The organism is Methylobacterium sp. J-059, from assembly GCF_022829485.1.
Classification (GTDB): Bacteria; Pseudomonadota; Alphaproteobacteria; order Rhizobiales; family Beijerinckiaceae; genus Methylobacterium.
This window is the reverse complement of record NZ_JAKSYA010000158.1, coordinates 68287-92618: the sequence shown is the minus strand read 5'-3', so window position 1 is coordinate 92618 and position 24332 is coordinate 68287. Positions and strand designations below refer to the sequence as shown.

Below are 24332 nucleotides of genomic sequence, written 5' to 3'. Positions count from 1 at the left end.
CGGGAGCCGCCTCGCTCGAAAATGCTCGGGGCGCGCCGGACCCGAGGTCGCTCAGGCCTTCCTGAGCCCGAACCAGCCGGCGATGCCGGTCTTGGCCGCCGCGGGCTCGCCGTCCAGGAACATCCGGTAGGCAGGGTTCTCGGTCTCGTCGAAGCACGGGAAGCCGAGAGCTTCGACAGCCCGGTCGAAACGGCCTTTGGCGTCGGGGGGCACGGCGATGCCGGCGAGCACCCGGCCGTAATCGGCACCGTGGTTGCGGTAGTGGAACAGGGTGATGTTGAAGTCCTCGCCGAGCGCGTCGAGGAACTTCAGCAGCGCGCCCGGCCGCTCCGGGAACTGGAAGCGGTAGAGCCGCTCGTGCGCCAGGCCCGAGACGCGGCCGCCGACCATGTAGCGGACATGGACCTTGGCCATCTCGTTGTCGCTCATGTCGTGGACGTCGTAGCCCCCGGCGACGAGGCCCGCGACGAGGTCGCGCTTCTCGGGCCGGCCGCCGGGCAGGTTGATGCCGACGAAGATCCTGGCCTGCGCGCCCGGCGCGTAGCGGTAGTTGAACTCGGTGATCGCGCGCGGTCCCAGGGCCCTTATGAAGGCCCGGTAGGCGCCGGGCTTCTCCGGGATGGTGACGCCGAGCAGGACCTCCCGCTCCTCGCCGAGCTCGGCCCGCTCTGCGATGTGGCGCAGGCGGTCGAAGTTGAGGTTCGCCCCGGAGGAGATCGCGACGAGCGTGCCGGCGCCGCCCTCGCGCTCGGCGTAGAGCTTGGCGCCGGCGAGCGCGAGCGCGCCGGACGGCTCGGACACCGCGCGGGTGTCGTCGAAGATGTCCTTCACCGCCGCGCACATCGCGTCGGTGTCGACGGTGATGACCTCGTCGAGGTGCTGGCGGCACAGCCGGAACGTCTCGGCCCCGGCCTGGCGGACGGCGACGCCGTCGGCGAACAGCCCGACGCTCGGCAGCAGCACGAGCTCGCCGGCCTTCAGGGCCTCGGCCATGCAGGCGGCGTCGTCCGGCTCCACGCCGATCACCTTGGTCTCCGGCCGCAGGTACTTGACGTAGGTCGCGATTCCCGCCGCGAGCCCGCCGCCGCCGACGGGCACGAAGATCGCCTCGATCGGGCCGGTATGCTGCTGCAGGATCTCCATGCCGATCGTGCCCTGGCCGGCGATCACGTCGGGATCGTCGAAGGGGTGGAGGAAGGTGAGGTCCTGCTCGGCCTCCAGGCGCCGCGCCTCGCTCAGCGCCTCGTCGAAGGCGTCGCCGTGCAGGATCACCTCGGCGCCTCGGGCGCGACAGGCGTCGACCTTGATCGCGGGCGTCGTGCGCGGCATCACGATGACCGCCCGCACCTGCAGGCGCGCGGCCGCCAAGGCCACGCCCTGCGCGTGGTTGCCGGCCGAGGCGCAGATCACGCCGCGGGCGAGCTGCTCGGGCGAGAGCCCGGACATCTTGTTGTAGGCGCCGCGCAGCTTGAACGAGAAGACCGGCTGCAGGTCCTCGCGCTTCAGAAGCACCGGCCGCCCGAGCCGGACGGTCAGGCGCGGCATCGGATCGAGCGGGCTCTCGATCGCCACGTCGTAGACCCGCGCGGTGAGGATCTTGCGGATGTAGTCGGGTGCCGGTTCGGCCGGAGGACTTGCGGGTTTCACGGTGTCGGACATGCGGCCGGCAATAGCCGCTTGCCGCGCAAGATGCGAGCGCGCGCCCCCGCTCGGCCCCGCATGCCTGCCCGGCCCCGGATGCCGGAGACCGCCGGACGTGCGGCAGGGACCATGGTCCGCACCGCCGCCCGGGCGGGACGTCGGAGCGCGAGCGGCTTCGTGACGATCCGGACGCCGGCTCGGGCGTTCCGCGAGCGTCCGAGCGACGGCGTCATGGTGAAGGCTCGCTCGGCAGTCCGCACGGTCCCGGCTCGGGAGCGACGATGGCGGGAACGCCGCGGCGTCAGAGCCGGTCGATCAGCGCGGCGACCCAGACCAGGGCGGCGATCGCCTGCGCCGAGAACGTCCCGGCCGAGGCGAGGTCCTTCACCGTGCCGATCCGCGGGTGGCGGCCGGGATGGAGGTGATCGCACAGCTTCTCGATCGCGGTGTTGAGGAACTCCGCGGCGAGCATCAGCAGAAGCGTCGCCATCAGCGCGACGCGGACCCAGAGGCTCGCGCCGAGCACGAGGGCCGCCGGCACGCCGACGACGAGCAGCGCCAGCTCGAGCCGCACGGCGCGCTCGGTGCGGGCGCCGTGGACGAGGCCGCGCCAGGAATTCAGGAAGGCGAGCCAGAGCGCGTGCATTCACGCCGCCTCGTCCATTCAAGCAGATTCCTGCGGCACCGCGCGGGCGATCCACTTGGCCAGCACCGGGCCGGTGATCAGGACCACGAACAGCCGGAGCGTCTGCACCGCGAGCACGAACGACACGTCGACCTTCGAGCCGACCGCGATGATCGCCACCGAGTCGAGGCCGCCGGGGCTGGTCGCGAGGAAGGCGGTGAGGAAGTCGATCGCGAGCAGGTGCGTCAGCCCGAGCGCCCAGCCGGCGCAGAGCAGGATCACGGCGAGCGTCGCGACGAGGATGCCGGGCAGCGCGTGCAGCGTCGCGCGCAGGGTCTCGCGGGTGAAGCGCAGGCCGACGTACCAGCCGATCGTCGCGTAGGCGAGCTCGAGGATCGGCAGCGGCAGGGTGATGCTGGCGACGCCGGTCGCGTGAAGCGCCGCGCCGAGCAGCATCGGCCCGATCAGCGCGCCGGCGGGCAGGCGGAGCCACAGCGCGATGCCGGCGCCGCCGGCCGCGACCGCGAGCGTGACCAGCACCGGCAGCACGGTCGCCGCCTCGGCGACCGCCGGCGGCGGGCCGGCCGCCACGGAATCGGTCAGCAGCCGCGCCACCAGCGAGGCCGAGAGCACCACGGCGGCGACGCGCACGTACTGCATGAAGGCGACGAGGCGGGGATCGGAGCCGTATTCCTCGGCCATCGCCACCATCGCCGCCGCCCCGCCCGGCGAGGAGCCCCAGGCGGCGGTCGTGCCGGGCAGCACCCGCAGGCGCGTGAGCACCAGCCCGACGAGGGTGCCGGCGAGCACCGTGACGCCGACCACGAGCAGGATCAGCGGGCCGTCCGCGATCAGGGTCTTGGTGATCTCCGCGGTGATGGCGTGGGCCACCATGCAGCCGATCATCGCCTGCGAGGCCTGGAAGGCCGGCCGCGGCATCCGGAGCGGCGCCCCCCGCACCCCGAACGCGATCGCCGCGATCATCGGCCCGAGCAGGAACGCGGCCGGGAACTGCCCGAGCTTCAGGCCGAAGCCGAGCAGGCCCGAGGCGGCGATCAGCGCCGCCCAGAGGGCGATGGTCCGTGCGGGAAAAGGCAAGGCGACGCGCCAGGTTCGATCGATCGCATGGCGGTCCGCGATCCTGGCGCCGCGCTACACCCTGTCGCCCGGCCTGTCACGCGCACGGGCGCACAACCCAGCCCTGTGCGACCCGTTCGTCACCCGGCGGCGATCGTCGCCTCGCGGCAGGCGGCGGTGCCGGCCGGCGCCTGGGCGCGGAAGAAGGCGGCCAACGCGGCGAGGCCCGGCGCCCGCGGGTCGCTCGCCCGCCAGGCCAGCGCGATGGTCCGGCCCGGCCCGTCGGTGTCGAAGCCGCGGATCACGGTGAGCCCGCTCGGATCGGGGCCGGACGGGACGGCGAGGGCGGGAAGCAGGGTGTAGCCGGCCCCGGCCGCCACCATCGAGCGCAGGGTCTCCAGGCTGGTGGCATGGCGCCCGGCGGCGCTGCCCGCCCCGCAGGCGGCGATCGCCTGGTCGCGCAGGCAGTTGCCCTCGTCGAGGAGCAGCAGGTCCGGCCCGGCGATATCGGCGGCGCGCAGGGCCCCGCCCTGCGCGAGCGCATGGTCGGCCGGGCAGGCGAGGCGGAACGGCTCGACGAAGAGCGGCGAGACGGTGAGCCCCGAGGCGGGCAGGGGCAGCGACACCAGGGCGGCGTCGACCCGCCCGTCGCGGAGGGAGGCGAGGATGTCGGCGGTGCGGCCCTCGCTGAGGGCCAGCGCCAGCATCGGGAATTCCTGGCGCATCGTCCGCAGCACCAGGGGGAAGAAGTACGGCCCGAGCGTCTGGATCGCCGCGAGCACGAGCCTACCGGTGAGCGGCGCGCCGCGGCCCTCGCTGGCCAGCGCGAGCAGGCGCTGCGCCTCGGCCAGCACCGCGCGAGCCTGACGCACGATGATCTGGCCCGGCGCCGTCATCAGCACGCGCCGGTTGGAGCGCTCGAACAGCACGAGCCCGAGCGCGCCCTCGAGCTTGCGCACCTGGACGCTGAGCGTCGGCTGGCTGACGTTGCAGCGTTCGGCCGCCCGGCCGAAATGCCCCTCGTCGGCGATGGCGACCACGTATTCGAGGTCGCGGAGCGACAGGCCGGCAAGATTCATAGTTTTTGTCTATCATACCCTTTGCGACGATGCATTGGCTAATGGGTTCGGAGTGGCGCATAAGGAGAGCCCGGAACGATTCCAGGAAACGGCGTCCCCTCGTTCGCGGGCGCAGGCGCCGATCCTCGAGCCTCGTCACCACCACGGAGAGATTCTTCGCATGAGCGATCAACGCCCGATCCTGACGACCCGCCAGGGCCACCCGGTCCGCGACAACCAGAGCACGCGCACGGTGGGCGAGCGGGGTCCCGCGACGCTCGAGAACTACCAGTTCATCGAGAAGATCACGCATTTCGACCGCGAGCGCATCCCCGAGCGGGTCGTGCATGCCCGCGGCGCCGGCGCCCACGGCTACTTCGAGGCCTACGGCAAGATCGGCAACGAGCCGGCTTCCAAGTACACCCGCGCCCGCGTCCTCAACGAGACCGGCGTGAAGACGCCGATGTTCGTGCGCTTCTCCACCGTGGCCGGCGCCAAGGAGAGCCCGGAGACCGAGCGCGACCCGCGCGGCTTCGCGGTCAAGTTCAAGACCGTCGACGGCAACTGGGACCTGGTGGGCAACAACCTCAAGGTCTTCTTCATCCGCGACGCGATCAAGTTCCCCGACATGATCCACGCGTTCAAGCCGGACCCGGTGACGAACCGCCAGGAGGCGTGGCGCTTCTTCGACTTCGTGGCGCAGCACCCTGAAGCGATCCACATGGTGACGCACCTGAAGTCGCCGTGGGGCATCCCCGCCAACTATCGCGAGATGGAAGGCTCCGGCGTCAACACCTACAAGCTGGTCAACGACCAGGGCGAGGCGGTGCTCTGCAAGTTCCACTGGGAGCCCAAGCAGGGCATCCGCAACCTGACCTCGGCCCAGGCGGCCGAGATCCAGGGCAAGGACGTCGGCCACGCCACGCGTGACCTCTACGACAACATCAAGGCCGGCAACTTCCCCGAGTGGGAGTTCTGCGTGCAGATCATGCCGGACGGCCCGAACGACCACCTGTCGTTCGATCCCCTCGACGACACCAAGCTGTGGCCGGTCGAGGACTTCCCGCTGCTGCCCGTGGGCCGCATGGTGCTCGACCGCGTGCCGGACAACTTCTTCGCCGAGGTCGAGCAGTCGGCCTTCGGCACGGGCGTGCTCGTGGACGGCATCGACTTCTCGGACGACAAGATGCTCCAGGGCCGGACGCTGTCCTACTCGGACACGCAGCGCTACCGGGTCGGCGCCAACTACCTGCAGCTGCCGATCAACGCGCCGCAGCCGGGCGTGAAGGTCTACTCGAACCAGCGCGACGGGCAGATGACCTACGGCGTCGACGGGACCGGCCCGAACAAGCACATCAACTACGAGCCCTCGACGCTGGCCGAGGGCCTGCGCGAGGCGCCGAAGCCCGCGAAGGACTACCACCAGCCGGTGCAGGGCAACCTCGGCCGCTACCAGACCTCCCGCACCGAGGACGACTACACCCAGGCCGGCGTGCGCTACCGCTCGTTCCAGGATTGGGAGCGCGACGACCTGATCGCCAACCTCGTCGGCGACATGAAGCAGTGCCCCGAGGCGATCCAGCTGCGGATGGTCTGGCACTTCTCGCATGCCGACGCCGATTACGGCCGCCGGGTCGCGGAAGGGGCCGGGATCGACCTCGCCAAGGCGCTGGCGCTGCCGCCGCTGCCGGGGCGCGCCGCGCCGGGCAAGCGCCTGACGCCCGAGACCTACACGGACGGCTCGCAGGCGCACCAGATCGCCGCCGAGTAGCCCGCTTCGCGCTTCGCGCGGACGACGACATCAGCCCCGCGCGGTCGAAGGACCGCGCGGGGTTCTTTCTTTGGCGCCAGCGCCGCCGCGCGGCGCGGCGTTTCCTCCCGCCCGGAAACGGTCTAAACGGCCGCTCCCGCGCCCCGCGCGGGGACCGACCCTCGTTTGCGCTTACCTGCCGCGTACGCAGGAGTGAGCCCGGAGACACCGCGACGATGCCCATCCTGACATTCCCCGACGGCAACACCCGCGGCTACGACGAGGCCGTGACCGGACGGAGCGTGGTCGAAGGCATCGCGAAATCGCTGGCCAAGCGCACCGTCGCGATGGCGCTCGACGGCGTCGTCGCCGACCTGTCCGACACGATCGAGCGCGACGCCCGCATCGAGTTCCTCGACCGCACCGACCCGCGGGCGCTGGAGCTGATCCGCCACGACTGCGCCCACGTGCTGGCTGAGGCCGTTCAGGCGCTGTGGCCGGGCACGCAGGTGACGATCGGCCCGGTGATCGAGAACGGCTTCTACTACGACTTCGCGCGCGACACCCCGTTCACGCCGGACGACTTCCCGGCGATCGAGGCGAAGATGCGCGAGATCATGGCCCGCGATGCGGCCTTCACCAAGGAGGTCTGGAAGCGCGACGACATCCGCAAGGTGTTCGCCGACCGGGGCGAGGCCTACAAGGTCGAGCTGGTCGACGCGATCCCGCCGGGCGAGGACCTGAAGGTCTACCGCCAGGGCGACTGGTTCGACCTGTGCCGCGGCCCGCACATGACCTCGACCGGCAAGGTCGGGCCGGCCTTCAAGCTGATGAAGGTCGCCGGCGCCTACTGGCGGGGCGATTCGAGCAACCCGATGCTGACCCGCATCTACGGCACCGCCTGGGCCACGAAGGAGGAGCTCGACGCCTATCTCCACCGCCTGGAGGAGGCCGAGCGCCGCGACCACCGCCGGCTCGGCCGGGAGATGGACCTGTTCCACTTCCAGGAGGAGGGGCCGGGCGTCGTGTTCTGGCACGCCAAGGGCTGGACGATCTTCCAGGAGCTGATCGCCTACATGCGCCGCCGCCTGAAGGGCGACTACGCCGAGGTCAACGCGCCGCAGATCCTCGACAAGGCCCTATGGGAGACCTCCGGCCATTGGGGCTGGTACCGCGAGAACATGTTCGCGGCCCAAAGCGCCGGCGACGAGGCCGAGGACAAGCGCTGGTTCGCCTTGAAGCCAATGAACTGCCCGGGCCACGTTCAGATCTTCAAGCACGGTCTGAAGAGCTACCGCGACCTGCCTCTGCGCATGGCGGAATTCGGCGTCGTGCACCGCTACGAGCCGTCGGGCGCGATGCATGGGCTGATGCGCGTGCGCGGCTTCACGCAGGACGACGCGCACATCTTCTGCACCGAGGACCAGCTCGCCGACGAGTGCCTCACGATCAACGACCTGATCCTCTCGACCTACGCCGATTTCGGCTTCGACCAGATCGTGGTGAAGCTCTCGACCCGGCCCGAGAAGCGGGTCGGCTCGGACGCCCTGTGGGACCATGCCGAGGAGGTGATGACCCGCGTGCTGGCGCAGATCGAGGCGCAGTCGGGCGGGCGCATCCGCACCGAGGTGAACCCGGGCGAGGGCGCCTTCTACGGGCCGAAGTTCGAGTACGTGCTGCGCGACGCGATCGGGCGCGACTGGCAGTGCGGCACCACGCAGGTGGACTTCAACCTGCCAGAGCGGTTCGGCGCGTTCTACGTCGATGCCGAGAGCCAGAAGGTGCCGCCGGTGATGGTGCACCGGGCGATCTGCGGCTCGATGGAGCGATTCACCGGCATCCTGATCGAGCACTTCGCCGGCCACTTCCCGCTCTGGCTCGCCCCCGTCCAGGTGGTGGTCGCGACCATCACCGGGGAAGCCGACGCCTATGCGGCGGAGGTCGTCCGGGCGCTGACGCGGGCCGGCCTGCGGGTCGAGGCGGACCTGCGCAACGAGAAGATCAACTACAAGGTCCGCGAGCACTCGCTGGCCAAGGTGCCGGTGATCCTGGCGCTCGGCCGGCGCGAGGCCGAGGAGCGCACGGTCTCGATCCGGCGGCTGGGCAGCCAGCAGACCCGGACGCTGCCGCTCGCGGAGGCGGTGGCGAGCTTCGTCGCCGAGGCGACCTCGCCCGACCTGCGCCGGGCCGAGGCCGTCGCCGAGAGCGTGCCGAGCACGGGCACGGTGCTCGACGGGCAGCATGGCGAGAGCCCGACGCCCTAAGGCGCCGGCGCCCGCTCACCCCGCCTTCGCCAGGACCTCGATGTCGCGGTCGAGCCCGCTCTCGACCTTGAACTCGCGGGTGTAGACCTGCCCGTCGTGGCGGGCGATCAGCACGTAGTCGCCCTCCGCCAGGGTGACCTGCGGGAACGCGCCGATCGCCTCGCGGATGGTGTCGCCGCCGGGCGTCAGCACCGAGAAGGCCGTGCCGGCGAAGGCCTCGGCGCCGGGGCTGGTGACGAGCTTCAGCGTCACCGTGGCGGCCCGGTGGTTGAGGGTGGCGTCGGTGACCTTGCCGTTCTCGACCTTCAGGTCGGCGCGCTGGATCGCGTTCGATTCCCCGTAGGTCGAGACCACGTGGTAGGTGCCCTCGGGCAGGCGCAGCAGCTCGCCGGCCTTGACGCCGCTGCGCACCAGCCGCCCCTCCGAGTTGGTGCCGATCGGCACGAAGACCGAGAAGGAGAGCTGCGCCGGAGCGATCCGGGTGTCGCCGATCGCGCCGGACAGCTTGAGCGCGCCGGCGGCCACCCGCAGGGTGTCGGTCGCGGGCTGGCCGGACATCGCGATCTTCTTCGTCGCGCTGGCGAAGCCGTAGGTCACGGAGGCGACGTAGGCGCCCGGCGCGAGCTTGAACGTCGGCGCCGGGTCGGTGGAGCGCGCGACGATCGCGGGCCGGACGCCGTCGGTGCGGTCCTCGTAGATCCGCCAGACCAGGCCGGACCGCAGCGGCTGGCCGATCCCCGACAGCAGCGCGGAGAGCGACAGGGTCGCCTCGCCCTCGGGCTGGCTCGGGGGCAGGTCCGGCGTCGTGATCGAGGGCGAGGGAAGGCCGCCGCCGAGGCGGTTGCCGAAGGGGTCCGGCGACTGCGCCGCGGCTGCGAGCGGCGCGACCGCAGTCAGCAGCGCCAATCCGGGCCCGAGCCTTCGTCCGCGCATGTCGCAAGCCTTCTCCCCAAAGGCCGAACCGGCCGAACGTCACCGTCTCGCCCGTGTGATCCCGGACCGTGGCGAGCGCAAGGCCGCCGAGGGTCCTCGCGCTTCCCGCGCCAAGCTGCCCGACTTCCCAGCCGGTCCCACCCGTGCGAAATCCCGGCGCGATCGCGGGACCGCCCCGCACCGGCCAGCCGAGACGCCCCGATGAACGCCACCCTCGACATGCTGCGCACCCGCCGCTCGGTGCCGCCCGTGCGGATGACGGACCCGGGACCGAGCCCGGAGCAGATCGACACGATCCTGACGCTGGCCTCGCGGGTGCCCGACCACGGCAAGCTCGCGCCGTGGCGCTTCATCGTGATCGCGGGCGCGGCGCGCGAGCGGATCGGGGCCGTGATCGCGAAGACCTACGCCGCCGACAACCCGGAGGCCGACGCCGCGCGGCTCGACCTCGAGGCCAAGCGCCTCGCGCACGCGCCGGTCGTCGTCGCGGTCGTGTCGCGGGCCGGGCCGCACGTGAAGATCCCGGAATGGGAGCAGGTCCTGTCGGCGGGCGCCGCCTGCATGAACCTCGTGGTGGCGGCCAACGCCCAGGGCTTCGCCACCGCCTGGCTGACCGAATGGTACGCCTACGATCGCCGCGTGCTCGAAGCCCTTGGCCTCGACCCGCGCGAGAAGCTCGCGGGCTTCATCCATATCGGTGCCCCCGAGGAGATCCCGGCGGACCGGCCGCGGCCGGACCTCGCCGAGATCGTCACGCGCCTGTAAGGCTCGCACCAATGCATTACGCCCCCGACGACCGCACCCTGCCGCACAACCCGCTGAAGGCGATCGTCGCGCCGCGGCCGATCGGCTGGATCAGTGCCATGAGCCGCGACGGGAAGCTCAACCTCGCGCCGTACTCGTTCTTCAACGCGGTCGGCGACGACATGGTCGCGTTCTCCTCCACCGGCCGCAAGGACGCGCTGACCTTCGCGGAGGAGGGCGGCGATTTCGTCTGCAACCTCGCCACCTACGATCTGCGCGAGCCGATGAACGCCTCCTCGGCCCCATTGCCGCGCGGCGAGAGCGAGTTCGATTTCGCGGGGCTGACCACGGCCCCGTCGCGCAAGGTGCGCGCGCCCCGGGTGGCGGAAGCCGCCGCCGCCCTCGAATGCCGGTGGCTGCAGACCGTGCCGCTGGTTCCGCTCGGAGGGGGCGAGGCCGCCAACTTCCTGGTGATCGGGCAGGTGGTCTCGATCTACATCGACGACCGCTTCGTGAAGGACGGCCTCGTCGACACGGCCGCGATGCAGCCGATCATGCGCGGCGGCTACTTCGACTACTTCAAGATCGGGCCGGACGCGAAGTTCGCCATGCAGCGCCCCAAGGGCGCCGGCGACTACACCGCGCGCTGACGCGACGGGAAGCGGAACAGGCGCGCGCTCGGGCTCTGCAGCCCGGCGCCCTTCGACGGATCTCCGCCCGCGCAGGGTCGTGTGCGCAAGACCCGTGCGCGCTCGAAGAAAGCTTAGACCCTCATCGCCGGCACGCGCCCCTGCATCCCCGTGCGGTGGCGACGCGCCCTGAGGCGGAGCGCAGGCCCGAACCCCGGTCTTGCCGGCGCTTCGTTAACCTTCGCCGGGCGCGAATGCCGGCACGGAATCTCCCCCTGGGGTCCGCTTCGCCACGGAACCTTCGGAACGATCGCCCAGCTTCAGCGTTAAGCTTGTGAATTCGATGGATCATCGAGAAAGGATCATCATGCGCAAGTTCGCTCTCGTCACCGCCGCGATCATCTCGGCTGGTGTCCTCTCCGCCACCACGGCCGATGCGCGTCCCGGCTTCCGCGGCGGATACGGCCACGGTTACGGCGGCGGCTACGGCCGGGGTTATGGCTACCGCGGCGGTCGCGGCATCGGCACGGGCGCCGCTGTCGGCCTCGGCATCGCCGGCCTCGCAGCCGGTGCGATCGCCGCCGGCGCAGCACGCGATGCCTACGGCTACAACCGCGGTTACGGTGCGTACGGCGGCTACGGCGCCCCGGCCTACGGCGGCTACTACGGCTCGCCCTACTAAGGGCTCGCCATCCAGCACGTGAATTTGGGGCGACCGGGCATTCCGGTCGCCCTTTTCGTTCGTACGGCTTCCCTCAGCGGGCGCGGTAGGGCGGGACGCCGGGATCGGGCAGCCAGACGGAGGCGGGCGGCGCACCGGTCTGCCAGAACACGTCGATCGGGATGCCGCCGCGCGGGTACCAGAAGCCGCCGATCCGCAGGTAGCGCGGCCCGAGCAGGTCGACGAGCGTCTTGGCTATGCCCACCGTGCAATCCTCGTGGAACGCGCCGTGGTTGCGGAATGCGCCGAGGTAGAGCTTGAGCGACTTCGACTCCACGAGCCAGCGATCCGGGACGTAGTCGATCACCAGGATCGCGAAGTCGGGCTGGCCGGTCACCGGGCAGAGCGAGGTGAATTCCGGGACGGTGAAGCGGGCGAGGTAGTCCGTATCCGGGTGCGGGTTCGGCACCCGGTCGAGGCGGGCCTCGTGCGGGCCGGCGGGGAGGGGCGTCGGCTGCCCCAGCTGCAAGGATTCATCGGTCATGGCCCTCCTTACCGCAGGCCTCGCCGCGGTGCATCCGACCCGCGTGCATGGTTCGGCCGCGCGTCGCTCGCGGCATCGCCGCTGGGGCTCGAAACCGGAACGGGCGGCGCCAGCTTTTGCATTCACTTTGCCGGTCGCATCGCGCGATCGCGCACCGCCTTGCCCGAGGCCGCGCCTTGACGGATAAGCCGCAGCGACGAGACCGAATCCGGGCCCGCCGCCGATCGCGTGCGCCCTTGGGGAGGAGCCTTCATGACCGCGATCACCAACATCGCCGCCCGCGAAATTCTGGACAGCCGCGGCAACCCCACCGTCGAGGTCGACGTGCTGCTGGAGGACGGTTCCTTCGGCCGCGCGGCCGTGCCGTCGGGCGCCTCCACCGGCGCGCATGAAGCGGTGGAGCTGCGCGACGGCGACAAGGGCCGCTACGCCGGCAAGGGCGTGCGCAACGCCGTGCACGCGGTCCAGACCGAGATCCTCGACGCGATCGGCGGCATGGACGCCGAGGACCAGGTCGCGGTCGACGAGGCGATGATCGAGCTCGACGGCACCCCCAACAAGGCCCGCCTCGGCGCCAACGCCATCCTCGGCGTGTCGCTCGCCGTGGCCAAGGCCGCCGCGGAAGCCTCCGGCCTGCCGCTCTACCGCTACGTCGGCGGCGTCCAGGGCCGGGTCCTGCCGGTGCCGATGATGAACATCATCAACGGCGGCGCGCATGCCGACAACCCGATCGACTTCCAGGAATTCATGATCATGCCGGTTGGGGCCACCTCCATCGCCGAGGCGGTGCGCATGGGCGCCGAGGTGTTCCACACCCTCAAGAGCGCGCTCAAGAAGGCCGGGCACAACACCAACGTCGGCGACGAGGGCGGCTTCGCCCCGAACCTGCCGACGGCGGAAGCCGGCCTCGACTTCGTCATGGAGTCGATCCAGGCGGCGGGCTTCAAGCCGGGCACCGACATGGTGCTCGCGCTCGACTGCGCGGTCACCGACTGGTTCAAGGACGGCGCCTACCACTACGAGGGCGAGGGCACCGTCCGCTCGATCGAGAGCCAAGTCGACTACCTGGCCAAGCTCGTCGACGCCTACCCGATCCTGTCGATCGAGGACGGCATGGCCGAGGACGACTGGGAGGGCTGGCGCCTGCTCAACCAGCGCATCGGCGACCGCTGCCAGCTCGTCGGCGACGACCTGTTCGTGACCAACGTCGAACGCCTCGCCCGCGGCATCGCGGAGGGCTCTGCGAACGCGATCCTGATCAAGGTCAACCAGATCGGCTCGCTCACCGAGACGCTGGCCGCCGTCGATATGGCTCACCGAGCCGGCTACACCGCGGTAATGTCGCACCGCTCCGGCGAGACCGAGGACGCGACCATCGCCGATCTCGCGGTCGCGACCAATTGCGGGCAGATCAAGACCGGCTCGCTCGCCCGCTCGGACAGACTGGCCAAGTACAACCAGCTGATCCGGATCGAGGAGGGCCTCGGCGCGCAGGGGCGCTACGCCGGGCGCGGCGCGCTGCGCCAATCCGTGCGCGCCTGAGGCGGAACCTCCGTACCCGCACCCGCGTCATCCCGGCCTGCAGCCCAGCGCAGGCCGGAGCCGACGATGACGAAGCCGGACGCGACGCCCACCGCCCAGCCCGACCCTGGACCTGCGGCCGACGCCCCGCCGCACGACCTGCCTCCGGCGCTGGCCGCCCTGTGGTGGGCGGCGAAGGGTCCGACGCATTGGGACCGCGCCCACGCGCTCGTCCAGGACGCGGCGGGTGCGGATGCCGCCTGGGTCCACGCCCATCTCCACCGTCTCGAGGGCGACCCGGCCAACGCGGCCTACTGGTACGCCCGCGCCTCACGCCCCGTCGCCACCGGCGATCTCGCCGCCGAGCGGGACGCCATCGCGGCCGCCCTCCGGCCGGTCGCCTGATCCTCCCCGATCGCCGGATGGATCCGCCGCCGCGCCTTCGAGGCGCACGAGCAAGGGGGCGGCGGCCTCCGCAGCCAGGCGCTCGACCGCGCGGTACTGCGCCACCACCTCCGCGCCGAAGGCGGACAGCCGCGCCCCGCCACCGCTCCGTCCGCCGATCTGTGCCTCGACCACCGGCTGCCGGAACCCGGCATTGATCGCCTCGACCAGCATCCAGGCCCGCCGGTAGGACATGCCGAGCGCCCGGCCCGCCGCCGAGATCGAACCGTGCGCGGCGATCATCTCCAGCAGTTGCACCTTACCGGGTCCGAGCCGGTTGCCCGGCCCGAGATCGATGCGGATGCTCAGCGTCGCCATCGGTTCCCCTCGTCCGGCATCCTAACCCGGACGGCGACGGCGCGGCGAGCGGCATCGACCCCGCGATCGGCCCTGGCCATCGCTATACTCCTTGGGATATAGCGATGCGGCCGGCTCGACCCCTGCGAGGCGGCCGTTTCGGAGGTCGTCTTGATCGGTATCACGCGCGCCGTCCTCGTCGCCGCCCTGCTGCTCGGGACCGCTGCGCAGGCCGCCGAGACGGTCACGGTGTTCGGTGCCGCGAGCCTGAAGAACGCCCTGGACGACGCCGGCAAGGCATTCACGGCGCAGACCGGGATCGCGGTCAAGGCGAGCTACGCCGCCTCCTCGGCGCTCGCCCGCCAGATCGAGGCGGGCGCGCCGGCCGACCTCTTCGCCTCGGCCGATCTCGAATGGATGGACTACCTCGACAAGAAGACGCTCATCCGGGCCGAGAGCCGGGTGAACCTGCTCAAAAACCGCCTCGTCGTCGTCGCACCGAAGGACGCCAAGGAGAGCGAGGTCCCGTTCACCGTAGAGGGCTTCGCCAAGGCGCTCGGCGTGGACGGGCGGCTCGCCACCGGCGAAGTCAGCTCGGTGCCGGTGGGCAAGTACGCCAAGGCGGCCTTCGAGACGCTCGGGCTGTGGGTCACGATCCAGCCGCGGCTGGCGCAGGCCGACAACGTGCGCGCGGCGCTCGCCCTGGTCTCGCGCGGCGAGGCGCCCCTCGGCGTGGTCTACGAGAGCGACGCGAAGTCCGATCCGGGCGTGAAGGTGGTCGGCGTGTTTCCGGCGGGCAGCCATCCGCCGGTGGTGTACCCGTTCGCCGTCACGTCCGAGGCTAAGGGCAACGGCGCGGCCCGTTTCCTCGACTTCCTGAAGAGCGCGTCGGCCAAGCGGTTCTTCGAAGCCCAAGGCTTCTCCGTGATCCCGGCCGGGCAGGGCGCCGAGATCCCGGCCGAGCCCGGCACCAAGTGACTTTTCTTTCATCCACAGAGGCTGTTCGATGAAGATCTCCGCACGCAACGTCATCAAGGGCAAGGTCGTCGCCGTCGAGAAGGGCGCGACCACCGCGCACGTGAAGATCGAGATCGCCGCCGGCCAGATCGTCACCGCGGCGATCACCAACGAGGCGGTCGACAGCCTCAAGCTCACGGTCGGCGGCGAGGCCTACGCCGTGGTCAAGGCCTCCGACGTGATGGTCGCCGTCGACTGACCGGCTGCGATCATGGGGCCAGGGGTATCCGCCGGCCTCGTGGGCGACCGACCCCTTGGGGGATGCCCCCGCGAGGCTCGGGATCACGCCAGGATCGGCGTGCAGACCGAGCGCCCGTGCCCCGGCAGGGGCACCACCGCCACCTCCACCCCGTAGACGCGGCGCAGGCTCTCGGGCGTGATCGTCGCCTCAGGGTCTCCGAGCGCGACGAGGCGGCCGCCGTGCAGCAGCGCGACGCGGTCGGCGCAGAGGAAGGCGTGGCCGGGGTCGTGCGTCGAAAGCACCACGGCGATGCCGGTGGCCGAGAGACGACGGACCTGCTCGAGCACGCGGGTCTGGTTGCCGAAATCGAGGCTCGCGGTCGGCTCATCCATCACCAGGATGCGCGGCTCGCCGGCGAGCGCCCTCGCGATCAGCACCATCTGCCGCTCGCCGCCGCTGATCTCGGTGTAGATGCGCTCGCCGAGATGCGCGATCCCGAGCCTCTCGAGCGCCGCGTCCGCCGCCTCGCGGTCCTTGCGGCCGGGGCTGGCGAAGGGCGCGAGCCGGGCCGCGCGCCCCATCAGCACCACCGCGCGTACGGTGAACGGGAAGAACGCCGCATGCGCCTGCGGCACGTAGGCGATCGCGCGCGCGATCCTGCGGCGCGACCAGCGCGACAGGTCCTCGCCGTCGAGCCGGACGCGGCCCGCGCGGGCCGGCAGCAGGCCGAGCAGGGTCTTGAACAGGGTGGTCTTGCCGCCGCCGTTCGGCCCGAGCAGGCACAGCACCTCGCCGGCCCCGAGCGAGAAGCTGACGCCGGCGCCGACCTCGCGCGCGCCGTATCCGAAGGCCAGCGCCTCGACGGACAGCATCAGGACCAGCCCCGCTTGCCCGCCGCCAGCAGCCACAGGAAGAATGGCGCGCCGGCGAGCGCCGTGAGGATGCCGAGTGGCACCTCGATCGGCGCCAGGGTGCGGGCGGCCAGATCCACCGCCACGAGATAGCCGGCGCCCAGCAGCGCGGAGGCCGGCAGCAGGCGGCGGAAATCCGGGCCGACGAGGCCGCGCGCGACGTGCGGCACGACCAGGCCGATCCAGCCGATCACCCCCGTCACCGAGACCGCCGCCGCGGTGACGAGCGTCGCCGCCGCGACGAGGAGCGGGCGCAGCCAGCGGGTCTCGATGCCGAGCGCCCGCGCCTCCTCCTCGCCGAGGCTCATCAGGTTCATGCGCCAGCGCAGCAGGACGAGGGGCAGGAGCCCGAGCCCGATCGCCGGCAGGATCGCCAGGACGTCGCTGAGGGTGACGGAGGACAGGCTGCCGAGCAGCCAGTAGGTGATGGCGGGCAGCTGGTTGTAGGGGTCGGCCAGCACCTTGAGCAGCGAGATGCCTGAGCCGAGCACGGCGCCGACCGCGACGCCGGCCAGCACCAGCGTCAGCACAGGATCGTGCCGGCCGACCAGCGCGCCGACCGCGTAGACGATCGCCACGGCGCCGAGGCCCCCGGCGAAGGCCAGCCCCTGGATCGCGAGGACCGGCAGCGCGAGGGTGATGCCGAGCACCGCCCCGAGACCGGCGCCGGCCGAGACCCCGAGGATGTCGGGCGAGACCAGGGGATTGCGGAACAGGCCCTGGTAGGTCGCGCCGGCCGACGACAAAGCCGCGCCGACGACGAGCGCGGCGGCCACCCGCGGCAGGCGGACCTGAAGCACCACCACCTGCGCGGTCGCCTCGCCCGGCGCGGTCCCGAACAGCTTGGAGGCCAGGATCGCGAACACCTCGGCGACCGGCACCGGGAATTTCCCCGCGGCGAGGGCGACGAGGACGAGCGCGCCGAGGCCGCACAGCGCGAGGCAGGCTCGCACGGCCGCCGAGGCACGCCGTCCCGCGCCGTGGACGGCCTGCGCCGCCGCGGGCGCGTCTGTCGTCGCGGTGCCCTGGGTCATCGCCCGGCGTCGCGTCATCGGCGCGCCGGCACCGCATCGGCGAGCAGCGCGTCGACCGCCTCGGGGGCGAGGGCGACGTGGTAGAACCGCTGGTAGAAGTCGGCGACGATCGCCGGCAGGGGCTCGGGGAACTGCGCCGGGTAGAGCAGGTGCGCGAGCCAGCGCACGCCGATCAGGCGGTTCACCCCCGGCGGCGCGTCGAACCAGGCGAAGGGCAGCGTCGGCGTCCGGTAGACGCGCCCCTCGCGTACCGCCTTCACCCCTTGCCAGAGCGGATCGTCGGCGGGCCGGAAGGCGGGATCGAGGGCGACGATCACGTCCGGGTTCCAGCCCAGGACCTGCTCCGGCGAGACGTTGGCGAGGCCGTTGCCGCCGACGGCCACGTTCCGGGCGCCGACCACCTCGAGGATCTCGGTGTTGATCGAGCCGGAAAAACCCGTCTCCAGGCCGCGCGGGCCGCGGGCATAGTACACGCGCGGACGCTCCGCCTCCGGGATCTGCGCGACGCGGGCGGCGACCTCCGCCACGGTGCGGTCGGCATAGGCCGCGAGCCCATCGGCAGCCTGATCCAGTCCGAGGACGGCGCCGAGCCGACGGTAGGTCTCGGCGGTCCTGGCGAAGGCGCCGTCGAGCAGGATGTAGGGGATGCCGATCTGGGCCTGGACCCGGTCGGCGAGCGAGGCGTAGGTCGGCCCCGTCGAGCCGACGTCGACGATCAGGTCCGGCTTGAGGGCGAGCACCGCCTCGACGTTGGCCGTGCCGCCGCGCCCGGTCAGGCGGCCGCTGGCCGGAAGTCCCCAGGTCGCCGGGGCGAGGTAGGGCCGCTCCGCGGGGGAGGGCGACCGGACCCAGGCCGCCATCCGCTCGGGCGCGAGCGTGTAGAGCAGCACGGACGCGGGCGGGCCGGCGGCGACGACCCGGGCGGCCCGCTCCGGAACCTCGACCACGCGGCCGGCCGCATCGGTGAACGGGCGGGCCCGGGCCGGCCCCGCCGGGAGTGCCAAGAGCGCCAGCAGGGCGAAGCGGAGGGTCGTGCGGGCGAGGCGTCGCGGATGCGGCATGCTGCAGCTTCGATCGGAGGATGTCCGCTCACCCTAGGGGCAGCGCGCCGCGAGGGCCACCGGCGACGCTCGGATCCCGCCCGAACACCGCGGCGAGGATGGCCGCCGCCGCGGCGGTCTCGGCGAAGCCCCCCCGGAACCCGTCGCGGCAGGCCGCCTCCACCGTCGCGCGATCGGGCGACGGGCCGGGCATGTCGAAGGCCGGGACGCGCAAGGCGGCGGCGGCCAGCACCAGAAGCCCGCGCGCCTGCGCCAGCGGAGCAGGCTGCGGCGCCCGCGACGAGGCCGAGACCCCGAGGTCGCGCGCCAGCGCGTCGAACGCGCAGAACAGGCCGGCGAGGCGCGCGAACCTTTCCGAGCCGCCGCCGAAGCGGAGCAGGGCGCCGGCGCCGTCGAGGCCGGCGACGATTCGCGTCGCACCGTCCGGGATGCCGGTCTCGGCCTCGTGCACGGACAGGCGCACGCCGAGCCGGGCGACGTCGCCGGCATCGGCGACACCCGGCAGGACGATGCCGTCGGGCCGCAGCGCCAGCGCCGCGGCGAGGTCGGCCGCGCTCGGTGCGACCCGGACGTAGAGCGGCAATGCGCCGGGCCTCCGCCGCAGGGGCGGGAGCCAGGCGGGCTCGGCGGCCGGGGCATGGTCCAGCACCAGGGCATCGGCGTGGGCGAGGTCGGGCGGCGCGCCCGCGGGCGAGGCGATCAGCAGGACGCGCATGAGGGCCGAGTCATCGGGCATTTAGGCTTTCTTTACCATGATGGCCAAAGGTCCCCGCATCCGGGGCGCACCGTGCGGCGCCTCACGCGACGCCCGTCCGGCGCGTGCGGCTCGAAGCGGCGATCGATGTTCCTGTTCACCACGCCTTCGAACCCCCAGCCAGCCGCGGCGCCGCCGCGGGCCGCGGGTCCGCAGGGCGCGGTCGTCGACGCGATCCGCGACGGGGCCCAGAGCAGCGGCGTCGGCTTCGACTACCTGCTCGCCACGGCCCAGCGCGAATCCGCCCTCGATCCCTCGGCCAAGGCCGGCACCTCGACCGCCACCGGCCTGTTCCAGTTCATCGAGCAGACCTGGCTCGGGGTGATGAAGTCCGCCGGGCCGAAGCTCGGCCTCCAGGCCTACGCCGACGCCATCGTCGCGCGGCCGGACGGCAGCTACACCGTCGCGGATGCCGGCCAGCGCCAGGCGATCCTCGACCTCCGGCGCGACCCGAAGATCGCCGCCTCGCTCGCGGGCGCCTTCACCCAGAAGAACGGCGAGGCGCTGTCGGCGGCGCTCGGGCGCGAGCCGACCGCGGGCGACCTCTACGCCGCCCACGTGCTCGGGGCGAAGGGCGCGACGACGCTGATCGCCGCCGCGCGGGCGACCCCGGACCGGGCGGCCGCCCTCGACATGCCGGAGGCCGCCGCCGCCAACCGCGGCCTGTTCTACGATCGCACCGGCCGGCCGCGCACCACCGCCGAGCTCTATGCCAGCCTCTCCGCGGCGGGCGCCGGCCGCACCGCCGCCAGCGACGTGACCCTGCTGACGCAGGGCGCCGCCGTCGCCCCGCCGGCGGCGGCGAGCGCCTACGCCGCGGTCGGGGGCGACCTGCGCACCCTGTTCCAGACCGACCGGCGCCAGGGCGCCCTCTCGGAGGGCGTCGCCAAGCTGTTCCAGGGCCGCGCGGCGGAGGCCGCCCGGCCGGCCCCGAGCTACTTCCCGCGCTCCGACCCGAGCCTCGACTCCACCGTGCCGGTCGCGGCGGTCGCCTCGGCCGACCCCGAGACCACCGGCGCCATCGCCGCGGCGATTCCGGCGGGCCGCGCGCTCGTCGATCCGCCGCTGCCGCCGCGCCGGCCGGCCGAATTCGCGGCGTCGCTTGCCGCCGCCCCCAACGCGTCGTTGTTCACGAACCGGAGCGGCCCATGAACATCCGCCAGTTCCTCGCCTGCACCCAGTCCACCTCGGCGGGGCGCCGGGCCGAGGCCGCCTCCGCGCTGACGCGGGCCTACCTGTACGGCAACCTCGAGGCGGATGCCGCCTGGGAGGCCAAGACCGCGATCCTGGCGCTGCTCGACGACCCGGCCCCGGTGGTGCGCCGCGCCATGGCCGAGGCCTGCGCCGCCTCGGCGCGTGCGCCGCGCCCCCTCGTCGTGGCCCTGGCCTCCGACCAGACCGAGGTCGCCTGCCTGGTGCTCGCCGCATCGCCGGTCCTGACCGATGCCGACCTCGTGGACGCCGCCGCGATGGGCTGCGAGACGATCCGCGCGACGATCGCCGCGCGCCATCACCTCTCGCACGCCGTGGCCGGGGCCCTGGCCGAGATCGGCGGCGGCGACACCCTCGCGGTGCTGGCCCGCAACCCGACGGCGCGCATCACCACGGGCCGCATGCTGCGCATGGTCGAGCGCCACGGCGGCGACGCCGACGTGCGCGAGGCGCTGCTGGCGCGGGCGGACCTGCCGATCGAGGTGCGCCACGCCGTCGGCGCCCGGCTCGCCCGGACCCTGTCGGACTTCGTGACCGCGTGCGGCTGGCTCTCGCCCGACCGCAGCGCCCGGATGAGCCGCGAGGCCGGCGAGCGCACGGTGCTCGAGCTCTGCGACGGCGCGGGCGCCGCCGCCACCGCGCGGATCGTCAAGCACCTGCGCACCACGGGCCAGCTCAATGCCGGCCTGATCCTGCGGGCGATCCTCTCGGGGCAGATGGCCTTTGGGGAGACCGCGTTCGCCGACCTCACCGGCCTGGAGCACGCCCGCGTCGGCACGCTGCTGCGCGAGCCGCGCGGGATCGCCGACCTGCACCGCCGCGCCGGCCTCGCCGAAGCGCTGCTGCCCGCGGTGGTGGCCGCGCTCTCGGCCTGGCGCGAGGCCGCCGACGGCACCAGCACGTTGCGCGGCGTCGGCCTGTCGCGGCGGATGATCGAGCGGGCGATCACCGCCTGCGAGGACATGCCGTTCTCCGAGATGCAGGGGGTGATGGCGCTGCTGACGCGCTACGAGGCCGAGGCCGCCCGCGACGAGGCCCGCGCGGTCGCCCGCGCCATCGCCGAGGAGGCCCTGGCGCGCGAGGCCGCCCGCCGCGAGGCCGACGAGGCCGCCGCGGAATGGCGCGCGGCGCAGGAGGCGGCCACGCTCCGGCTCGCGGCCGACGACATTCCCGAGCCGACGGCTTTGGACCGCATCGCGCTCGACCCCCGCGACCGCATCGGCGACCGGCGCTTCACGGACGTGGCGTCGCCCGAGGCCGACATCGTCGCCGAGCGCGAGCCGCGCACCGACCCGGTCGGCGCCATCCTCGACGCGCTACCCGAAGCGATCCTGGCGAGCTTTCGCGAGGAGCAGGAGCGGGTGCGCCTCGCCGCGGAGACCGAAGCCGCGTCGGATGCCCAGGACGCCCCGGAGCGCCGGCGTCTGGCGGCCTGACCGCCGGGGTTGCGAAGCGCCGGCTCCCGCCGACAGGGTCCGGGATCCAGAGCCGCCGAGGGTGCCAAGCCGAATTCCGACCTGCGGTTCTCGATTCGAGGCTCGCCTTCGGCGCCCCGGGCTGACGGGAAAGATTTCGGCGGAGGGCGTCACGAGACGCATCATCTCGATGCCCTAACCGGAAGCGGGCCGGGCGGTGTCCACGGCGGACGCGCGTGCCCGCCATCGCCCGCCGCAGCCTTGTCGCGCGCGGACCGATGCTGCAAAGCGTGCCCGTCCGCACGACCCGAGCCAGCCCATGCACGACATCCGCGCCATCCGGGACAACCCGGAAGCCTTCGACCGCGACCTTTCCCGTCGCGGCCTCAGCCCACTTTCGGCCGAGCTGATCGCGCTGGACGACGCCCGCAAGGCGGCCGTCTCGGCGGCGCAGGAGAACCAGGAGCGCCGCAACGCGCGGGCCAAGGAAATCGGCGCCGCCAAGAAGGCGAAGGACGAGGCCCGCGCCGCCGCGCTGATGGACGAGGTCGCCGGCCTCAAGGAGGCCGCGCCCGCTCTGGAGACGGCGCAGTCCGAGGCCGCCAAGGCCCTCGACGACCGGCTCGCCGCGATCCCGAACCGGCCCAAGGCCGACGTGCCCGAGGGCGCCGACGAGCACGGCAACGTCGAATACCGGCGCTTCGCGTCCGCGCGTGAAACGCTCACCGAGGGCCGCCAGCATTTCGAGCTCGGCGAGGCCTTGGGCCTGATGGATTTCGAGACCGCGACCAAGATCTCCGGCTCCCGCTTCGTCGTGCTCAAGGGCCAGATCGCCCGGCTGGAGCGGGCGCTCGGGCAGTTCATGCTCGATCTTCACACGCAGGAGCACGGCTATCTCGAGGTCGCGCCGCCGATCCTGGTGCGCGACGAGGCGATGTTCGGCACGGCGCAGCTGCCGAAGTTTCGCGATGACCAGTTCGCCGTTAACGACGGTTCGACCATTGAAGACATTCGTCGCAGCGTTGGCTCGATCATTGCCGTCGCGGGCCATCAACGCGAAGCAACCGACTTCATTTCGGGCGGAGTTCAGGATTGGCTTGACCAGACTTCGCGCTGGCTCATCCCCACAGCCGAAGTCCCGCTCACCAACCTCGTCCGCGAATCCATCCTAGCGGAAGACGAGTTGCCGCTCCGCTTCACGGCCCTGACCCCCTGCTTCCGTGCGGAGGCCGGGGCGGCCGGGCGCGACACCCGCGGGATGCTGCGGCAGCACCAGTTCAACAAGGTCGAGCTGGTCTCGATCACCGCGCCGGAGAAGTCGGCGGACGAGCACGAGCGCATGCTGGCCTGCGCCGAGACGGTCTTGAAGAAGCTCGACCTGCCGTTCCGCACGATGACCCTGTGCACCGGCGACATGGGCTTCGCCAGCCAGAAGACCTACGACATCGAGGTCTGGATGCCGGGCCAGAAGACCTTCCGCGAGATCTCGTCCTGCTCGGTCTGCGGCGATTTTCAGGCGCGACGGATGAATGCCCGGTACCGTAAGGACGGCAAGCCCGCCTTCGTGCATACCCTGAACGGCTCGGGCGTCGCGGTCGGCCGTGCGCTGATCGCGGTGATGGAGAACTACCAGAACCCGGACGGCAGCGTCACGATCCCGTCCGTGCTCGCGCCCTACATGGGCGGCCTCAACCGGATCGAAGGACCACGCCCGTAATGCGCATTCTCGTCACCAACGACGACGGCATCCACGCGCCGGGCCTGGAGACGCTGGAGGGCATCGCCCGGACGCTCTCCGACGACGTCTGGGTGGTGGCGCCCGAGACCGACCAATCCGGCGTCTCGCACTCGCTGTCGCTGAACGACCCCCTGCGCCTGCGCCACATCGCGGAGAAGCGCTTCGCGGTAAAGGGCACGCCCTCCGATTGCGTCATCCTCGGCGTGCGCCATATCCTGGCCGACCACGGCCCGGATCTCGTGCTGTCGGGCGTCAACCGCGGCCAGAACGTCGCCGAGGACGTGACCTATTCCGGCACCATCGCCGCCGCGATGGAGGGCACGATCCTCAACGTGCGCTCGATCGCGATGTCGCAGGCCTACGGGATCGGCGGCCGCGGCAACCTGAAATGGCAATGCGCCGCCCATCACGGGCCGATCGTGGTGAAAAAGATCCTCGAGACCGGGATCGAGCCGGGCATCGTGATCAACGTCAACTTCCCCGATTGCGAGCCGGAGGAGGTCGCCGGCATCGCCGTGGCGGCGCAGGGGCAGCGCAATCAGGCGCTGCTCGCCATCGACGCGCGCACCGACGGGCGCGGCAATCCGTATTTCTGGCTCGCCTTCGCCAAAGCCCGGTTCGAGCCGGGCAACGGCTCCGACCTGAAGGCGATCGCCGAGAAGCGCATCTCGGTGACGCCGCTGCGCCTCGACCTCACCGACGAGCCGACGCTGACGCGCTTCGCACAGGCCTTCGCGGAGTAGGCGGATCCCGCAGCCGCGGCGGTTCTGAATTCCGGGCTCGCCTGTGGCGCTTCGCAACGACGGGGCCGAAAGCGGACA

The 24332-nt window shown here is 72.2% G+C and carries 24 protein-coding genes; 13 read left to right on the top strand and 11 right to left on the bottom strand.

Translation table 11 applies throughout. The features are described 5' to 3' along the window. Positions 1-51: 51 nt before the first annotated feature. The 4 genes from ilvA to MKK55_RS24080 form a co-directional block, all read right to left on the bottom strand. Positions 52-1659: a threonine ammonia-lyase, biosynthetic gene (ilvA, locus tag MKK55_RS24095; RefSeq protein ID WP_243938013.1), complete on the bottom strand. Its 1608-nt coding sequence runs from the start codon at positions 1657-1659 to the stop codon at positions 52-54. A 283-nt stretch (positions 1660-1942) separates the two neighbouring features. After that, complete coding sequence (locus tag MKK55_RS24090) at positions 1943-2287, bottom strand: diacylglycerol kinase (RefSeq protein WP_147842088.1); 345 nt, start codon at positions 2285-2287, stop codon at positions 1943-1945. An 18-nt stretch (positions 2288-2305) separates the two neighbouring features. Continuing rightward, positions 2306-3364 carry an AbrB family transcriptional regulator gene (locus tag MKK55_RS24085; RefSeq protein ID WP_243938011.1) on the bottom strand — a complete coding sequence of 353 codons (1059 nt, stop codon included), beginning with the start codon at positions 3362-3364 and terminating at the stop codon, positions 2306-2308. 119 nt (positions 3365-3483) lie between these two features. Beyond that, positions 3484-4422 carry a LysR substrate-binding domain-containing protein gene (locus MKK55_RS24080; protein ID WP_147842090.1) on the bottom strand — a complete coding sequence of 313 codons (939 nt, stop codon included), beginning with the start codon at positions 4420-4422 and terminating at the stop codon, positions 3484-3486. Positions 4423-4582: 160 nt separating this feature from the next. On the opposite strand from MKK55_RS24080, the gene MKK55_RS24075 reads away from it, so the two are divergent. Beyond that, the gene (locus MKK55_RS24075; protein ID WP_147726248.1) at positions 4583-6172 is read left to right on the top strand and encodes a catalase; all 1590 of its coding nucleotides are present in this window, start codon (positions 4583-4585) and stop codon (positions 6170-6172) included. A gap of 215 nt (positions 6173-6387) precedes the next feature. Then, on the top strand, positions 6388-8415 hold the full coding sequence (thrS, locus tag MKK55_RS24070; protein ID WP_243938009.1) for a threonine--tRNA ligase: 2028 nt from the start codon (positions 6388-6390) through the stop codon (positions 8413-8415). A 15-nt stretch (positions 8416-8430) separates the two neighbouring features. Here thrS and MKK55_RS24065 read toward each other — a convergent pair whose 3' ends face one another. After that, on the bottom strand, positions 8431-9348 hold the full coding sequence (locus tag MKK55_RS24065; protein ID WP_243938008.1) for a hypothetical protein: 918 nt from the start codon (positions 9346-9348) through the stop codon (positions 8431-8433). A 201-nt stretch (positions 9349-9549) separates the two neighbouring features. Here MKK55_RS24065 and MKK55_RS24060 point away from each other — a divergent pair, with 201 nt between their 5' ends. The 3 genes from MKK55_RS24060 to MKK55_RS24050 all read left to right on the top strand — a co-directional run bounded on the left by MKK55_RS24060 (position 9550) and on the right by MKK55_RS24050 (position 11403). Next, positions 9550-10113 carry a nitroreductase gene (locus tag MKK55_RS24060; RefSeq protein WP_243938006.1) on the top strand — a complete coding sequence of 188 codons (564 nt, stop codon included), beginning with the start codon at positions 9550-9552 and terminating at the stop codon, positions 10111-10113. 11 nt (positions 10114-10124) lie between these two features. After that, entirely contained in the window at positions 10125-10742 is a 618-nt protein-coding gene (locus MKK55_RS24055) for a flavin reductase family protein (protein WP_243938004.1), read from the top strand. Between the two features lie 346 nt (positions 10743-11088). After that, a complete protein-coding gene (locus MKK55_RS24050; RefSeq protein ID WP_147726243.1) occupies positions 11089-11403 on the top strand; it encodes a hypothetical protein in 315 nt (104 codons plus the stop codon). Positions 11404-11476: 73 nt separating this feature from the next. On the opposite strand, the gene queF is transcribed toward MKK55_RS24050, so the two are convergent. Next, on the bottom strand, positions 11477-11926 hold the full coding sequence (gene queF / locus MKK55_RS24045; RefSeq protein ID WP_147726242.1) for a preQ(1) synthase: 450 nt from the start codon (positions 11924-11926) through the stop codon (positions 11477-11479). A 252-nt stretch (positions 11927-12178) separates the two neighbouring features. On the opposite strand from queF, the gene eno reads away from it, so the two are divergent. Together eno and MKK55_RS24035 are read left to right on the top strand one after the other, a co-directional pair. After that, entirely contained in the window at positions 12179-13468 is a 1290-nt protein-coding gene (eno, locus tag MKK55_RS24040; RefSeq protein WP_243938002.1) for a phosphopyruvate hydratase, read from the top strand. 66 nt (positions 13469-13534) lie between these two features. Then, positions 13535-13852 (top strand): hypothetical protein, encoded by a 318-nt coding sequence (locus MKK55_RS24035; protein ID WP_243938000.1) that lies wholly within the window; start codon positions 13535-13537, stop codon positions 13850-13852. Here MKK55_RS24035 and MKK55_RS24030 read toward each other — a convergent pair. Then, positions 13778-14209, bottom strand: a complete 432-nt coding sequence (locus MKK55_RS24030) for a winged helix-turn-helix domain-containing protein (protein ID WP_243937998.1) — start codon at positions 14207-14209, stop codon at positions 13778-13780. The genes MKK55_RS24035 and MKK55_RS24030 overlap by 75 nt on opposite strands. 150 nt (positions 14210-14359) lie before the next feature. On the opposite strand from MKK55_RS24030, the gene modA reads away from it, so the two are divergent. Next, on the top strand, positions 14360-15166 hold the full coding sequence (gene modA, locus MKK55_RS24025) for a molybdate ABC transporter substrate-binding protein (protein WP_243937996.1): 807 nt from the start codon (positions 14360-14362) through the stop codon (positions 15164-15166). 28 nt (positions 15167-15194) lie between these two features. After that, positions 15195-15404, top strand: a complete 210-nt coding sequence (locus tag MKK55_RS24020) for a molybdopterin-binding protein (RefSeq protein WP_147726238.1) — start codon at positions 15195-15197, stop codon at positions 15402-15404. An 83-nt stretch (positions 15405-15487) separates the two neighbouring features. Here the strand turns inward: MKK55_RS24020 and MKK55_RS24015 are convergent, their stop codons facing one another. The 4 genes from MKK55_RS24015 to MKK55_RS24000 are packed head-to-tail and all read right to left on the bottom strand — an operon-like array spanning position 15488 to position 19128. After that, positions 15488-16258, bottom strand: a complete 771-nt coding sequence (locus MKK55_RS24015) for an ABC transporter ATP-binding protein (RefSeq protein ID WP_409566119.1) — start codon at positions 16256-16258, stop codon at positions 15488-15490. After that, entirely contained in the window at positions 16258-17331 is a 1074-nt protein-coding gene (locus MKK55_RS24010; RefSeq protein WP_243937994.1) for a FecCD family ABC transporter permease, read from the bottom strand. The genes MKK55_RS24015 and MKK55_RS24010 overlap by 1 nt, the downstream gene beginning before the upstream one ends. Before the next feature lie 14 nt (positions 17332-17345). Then, positions 17346-18392, bottom strand: coding sequence for an iron ABC transporter substrate-binding protein (locus MKK55_RS24005; protein ID WP_243937992.1), 1047 nt, complete (start codon positions 18390-18392; stop codon positions 17346-17348). A gap of 28 nt (positions 18393-18420) precedes the next feature. Then, positions 18421-19128 carry an aldolase/citrate lyase family protein gene (locus MKK55_RS24000; RefSeq protein WP_243932177.1) on the bottom strand — a complete coding sequence of 236 codons (708 nt, stop codon included), beginning with the start codon at positions 19126-19128 and terminating at the stop codon, positions 18421-18423. A gap of 105 nt (positions 19129-19233) precedes the next feature. Here MKK55_RS24000 and MKK55_RS23995 point away from each other — a divergent pair, with 105 nt between their 5' ends. The 4 genes from MKK55_RS23995 to surE all read left to right on the top strand — a co-directional run bounded on the left by MKK55_RS23995 (position 19234) and on the right by surE (position 24254). After that, positions 19234-20298, top strand: coding sequence for a transglycosylase SLT domain-containing protein (locus MKK55_RS23995; RefSeq protein ID WP_147858665.1), 1065 nt, complete (start codon positions 19234-19236; stop codon positions 20296-20298). After that, complete coding sequence (locus MKK55_RS23990) at positions 20295-21794, top strand: DUF2336 domain-containing protein (RefSeq protein WP_243937989.1); 1500 nt, start codon at positions 20295-20297, stop codon at positions 21792-21794. Before MKK55_RS23995 ends, MKK55_RS23990 begins: the two co-directional genes overlap by 4 nt. A gap of 298 nt (positions 21795-22092) precedes the next feature. Then, on the top strand, positions 22093-23490 hold the full coding sequence (gene serS, locus MKK55_RS23985) for a serine--tRNA ligase (RefSeq protein WP_243937987.1): 1398 nt from the start codon (positions 22093-22095) through the stop codon (positions 23488-23490). After that, positions 23490-24254, top strand: coding sequence for a 5'/3'-nucleotidase SurE (gene surE / locus MKK55_RS23980; protein ID WP_147728726.1), 765 nt, complete (start codon positions 23490-23492; stop codon positions 24252-24254). Before serS ends, surE begins: the two co-directional genes overlap by 1 nt. Positions 24255-24332: the final 78 nt, after the last annotated feature.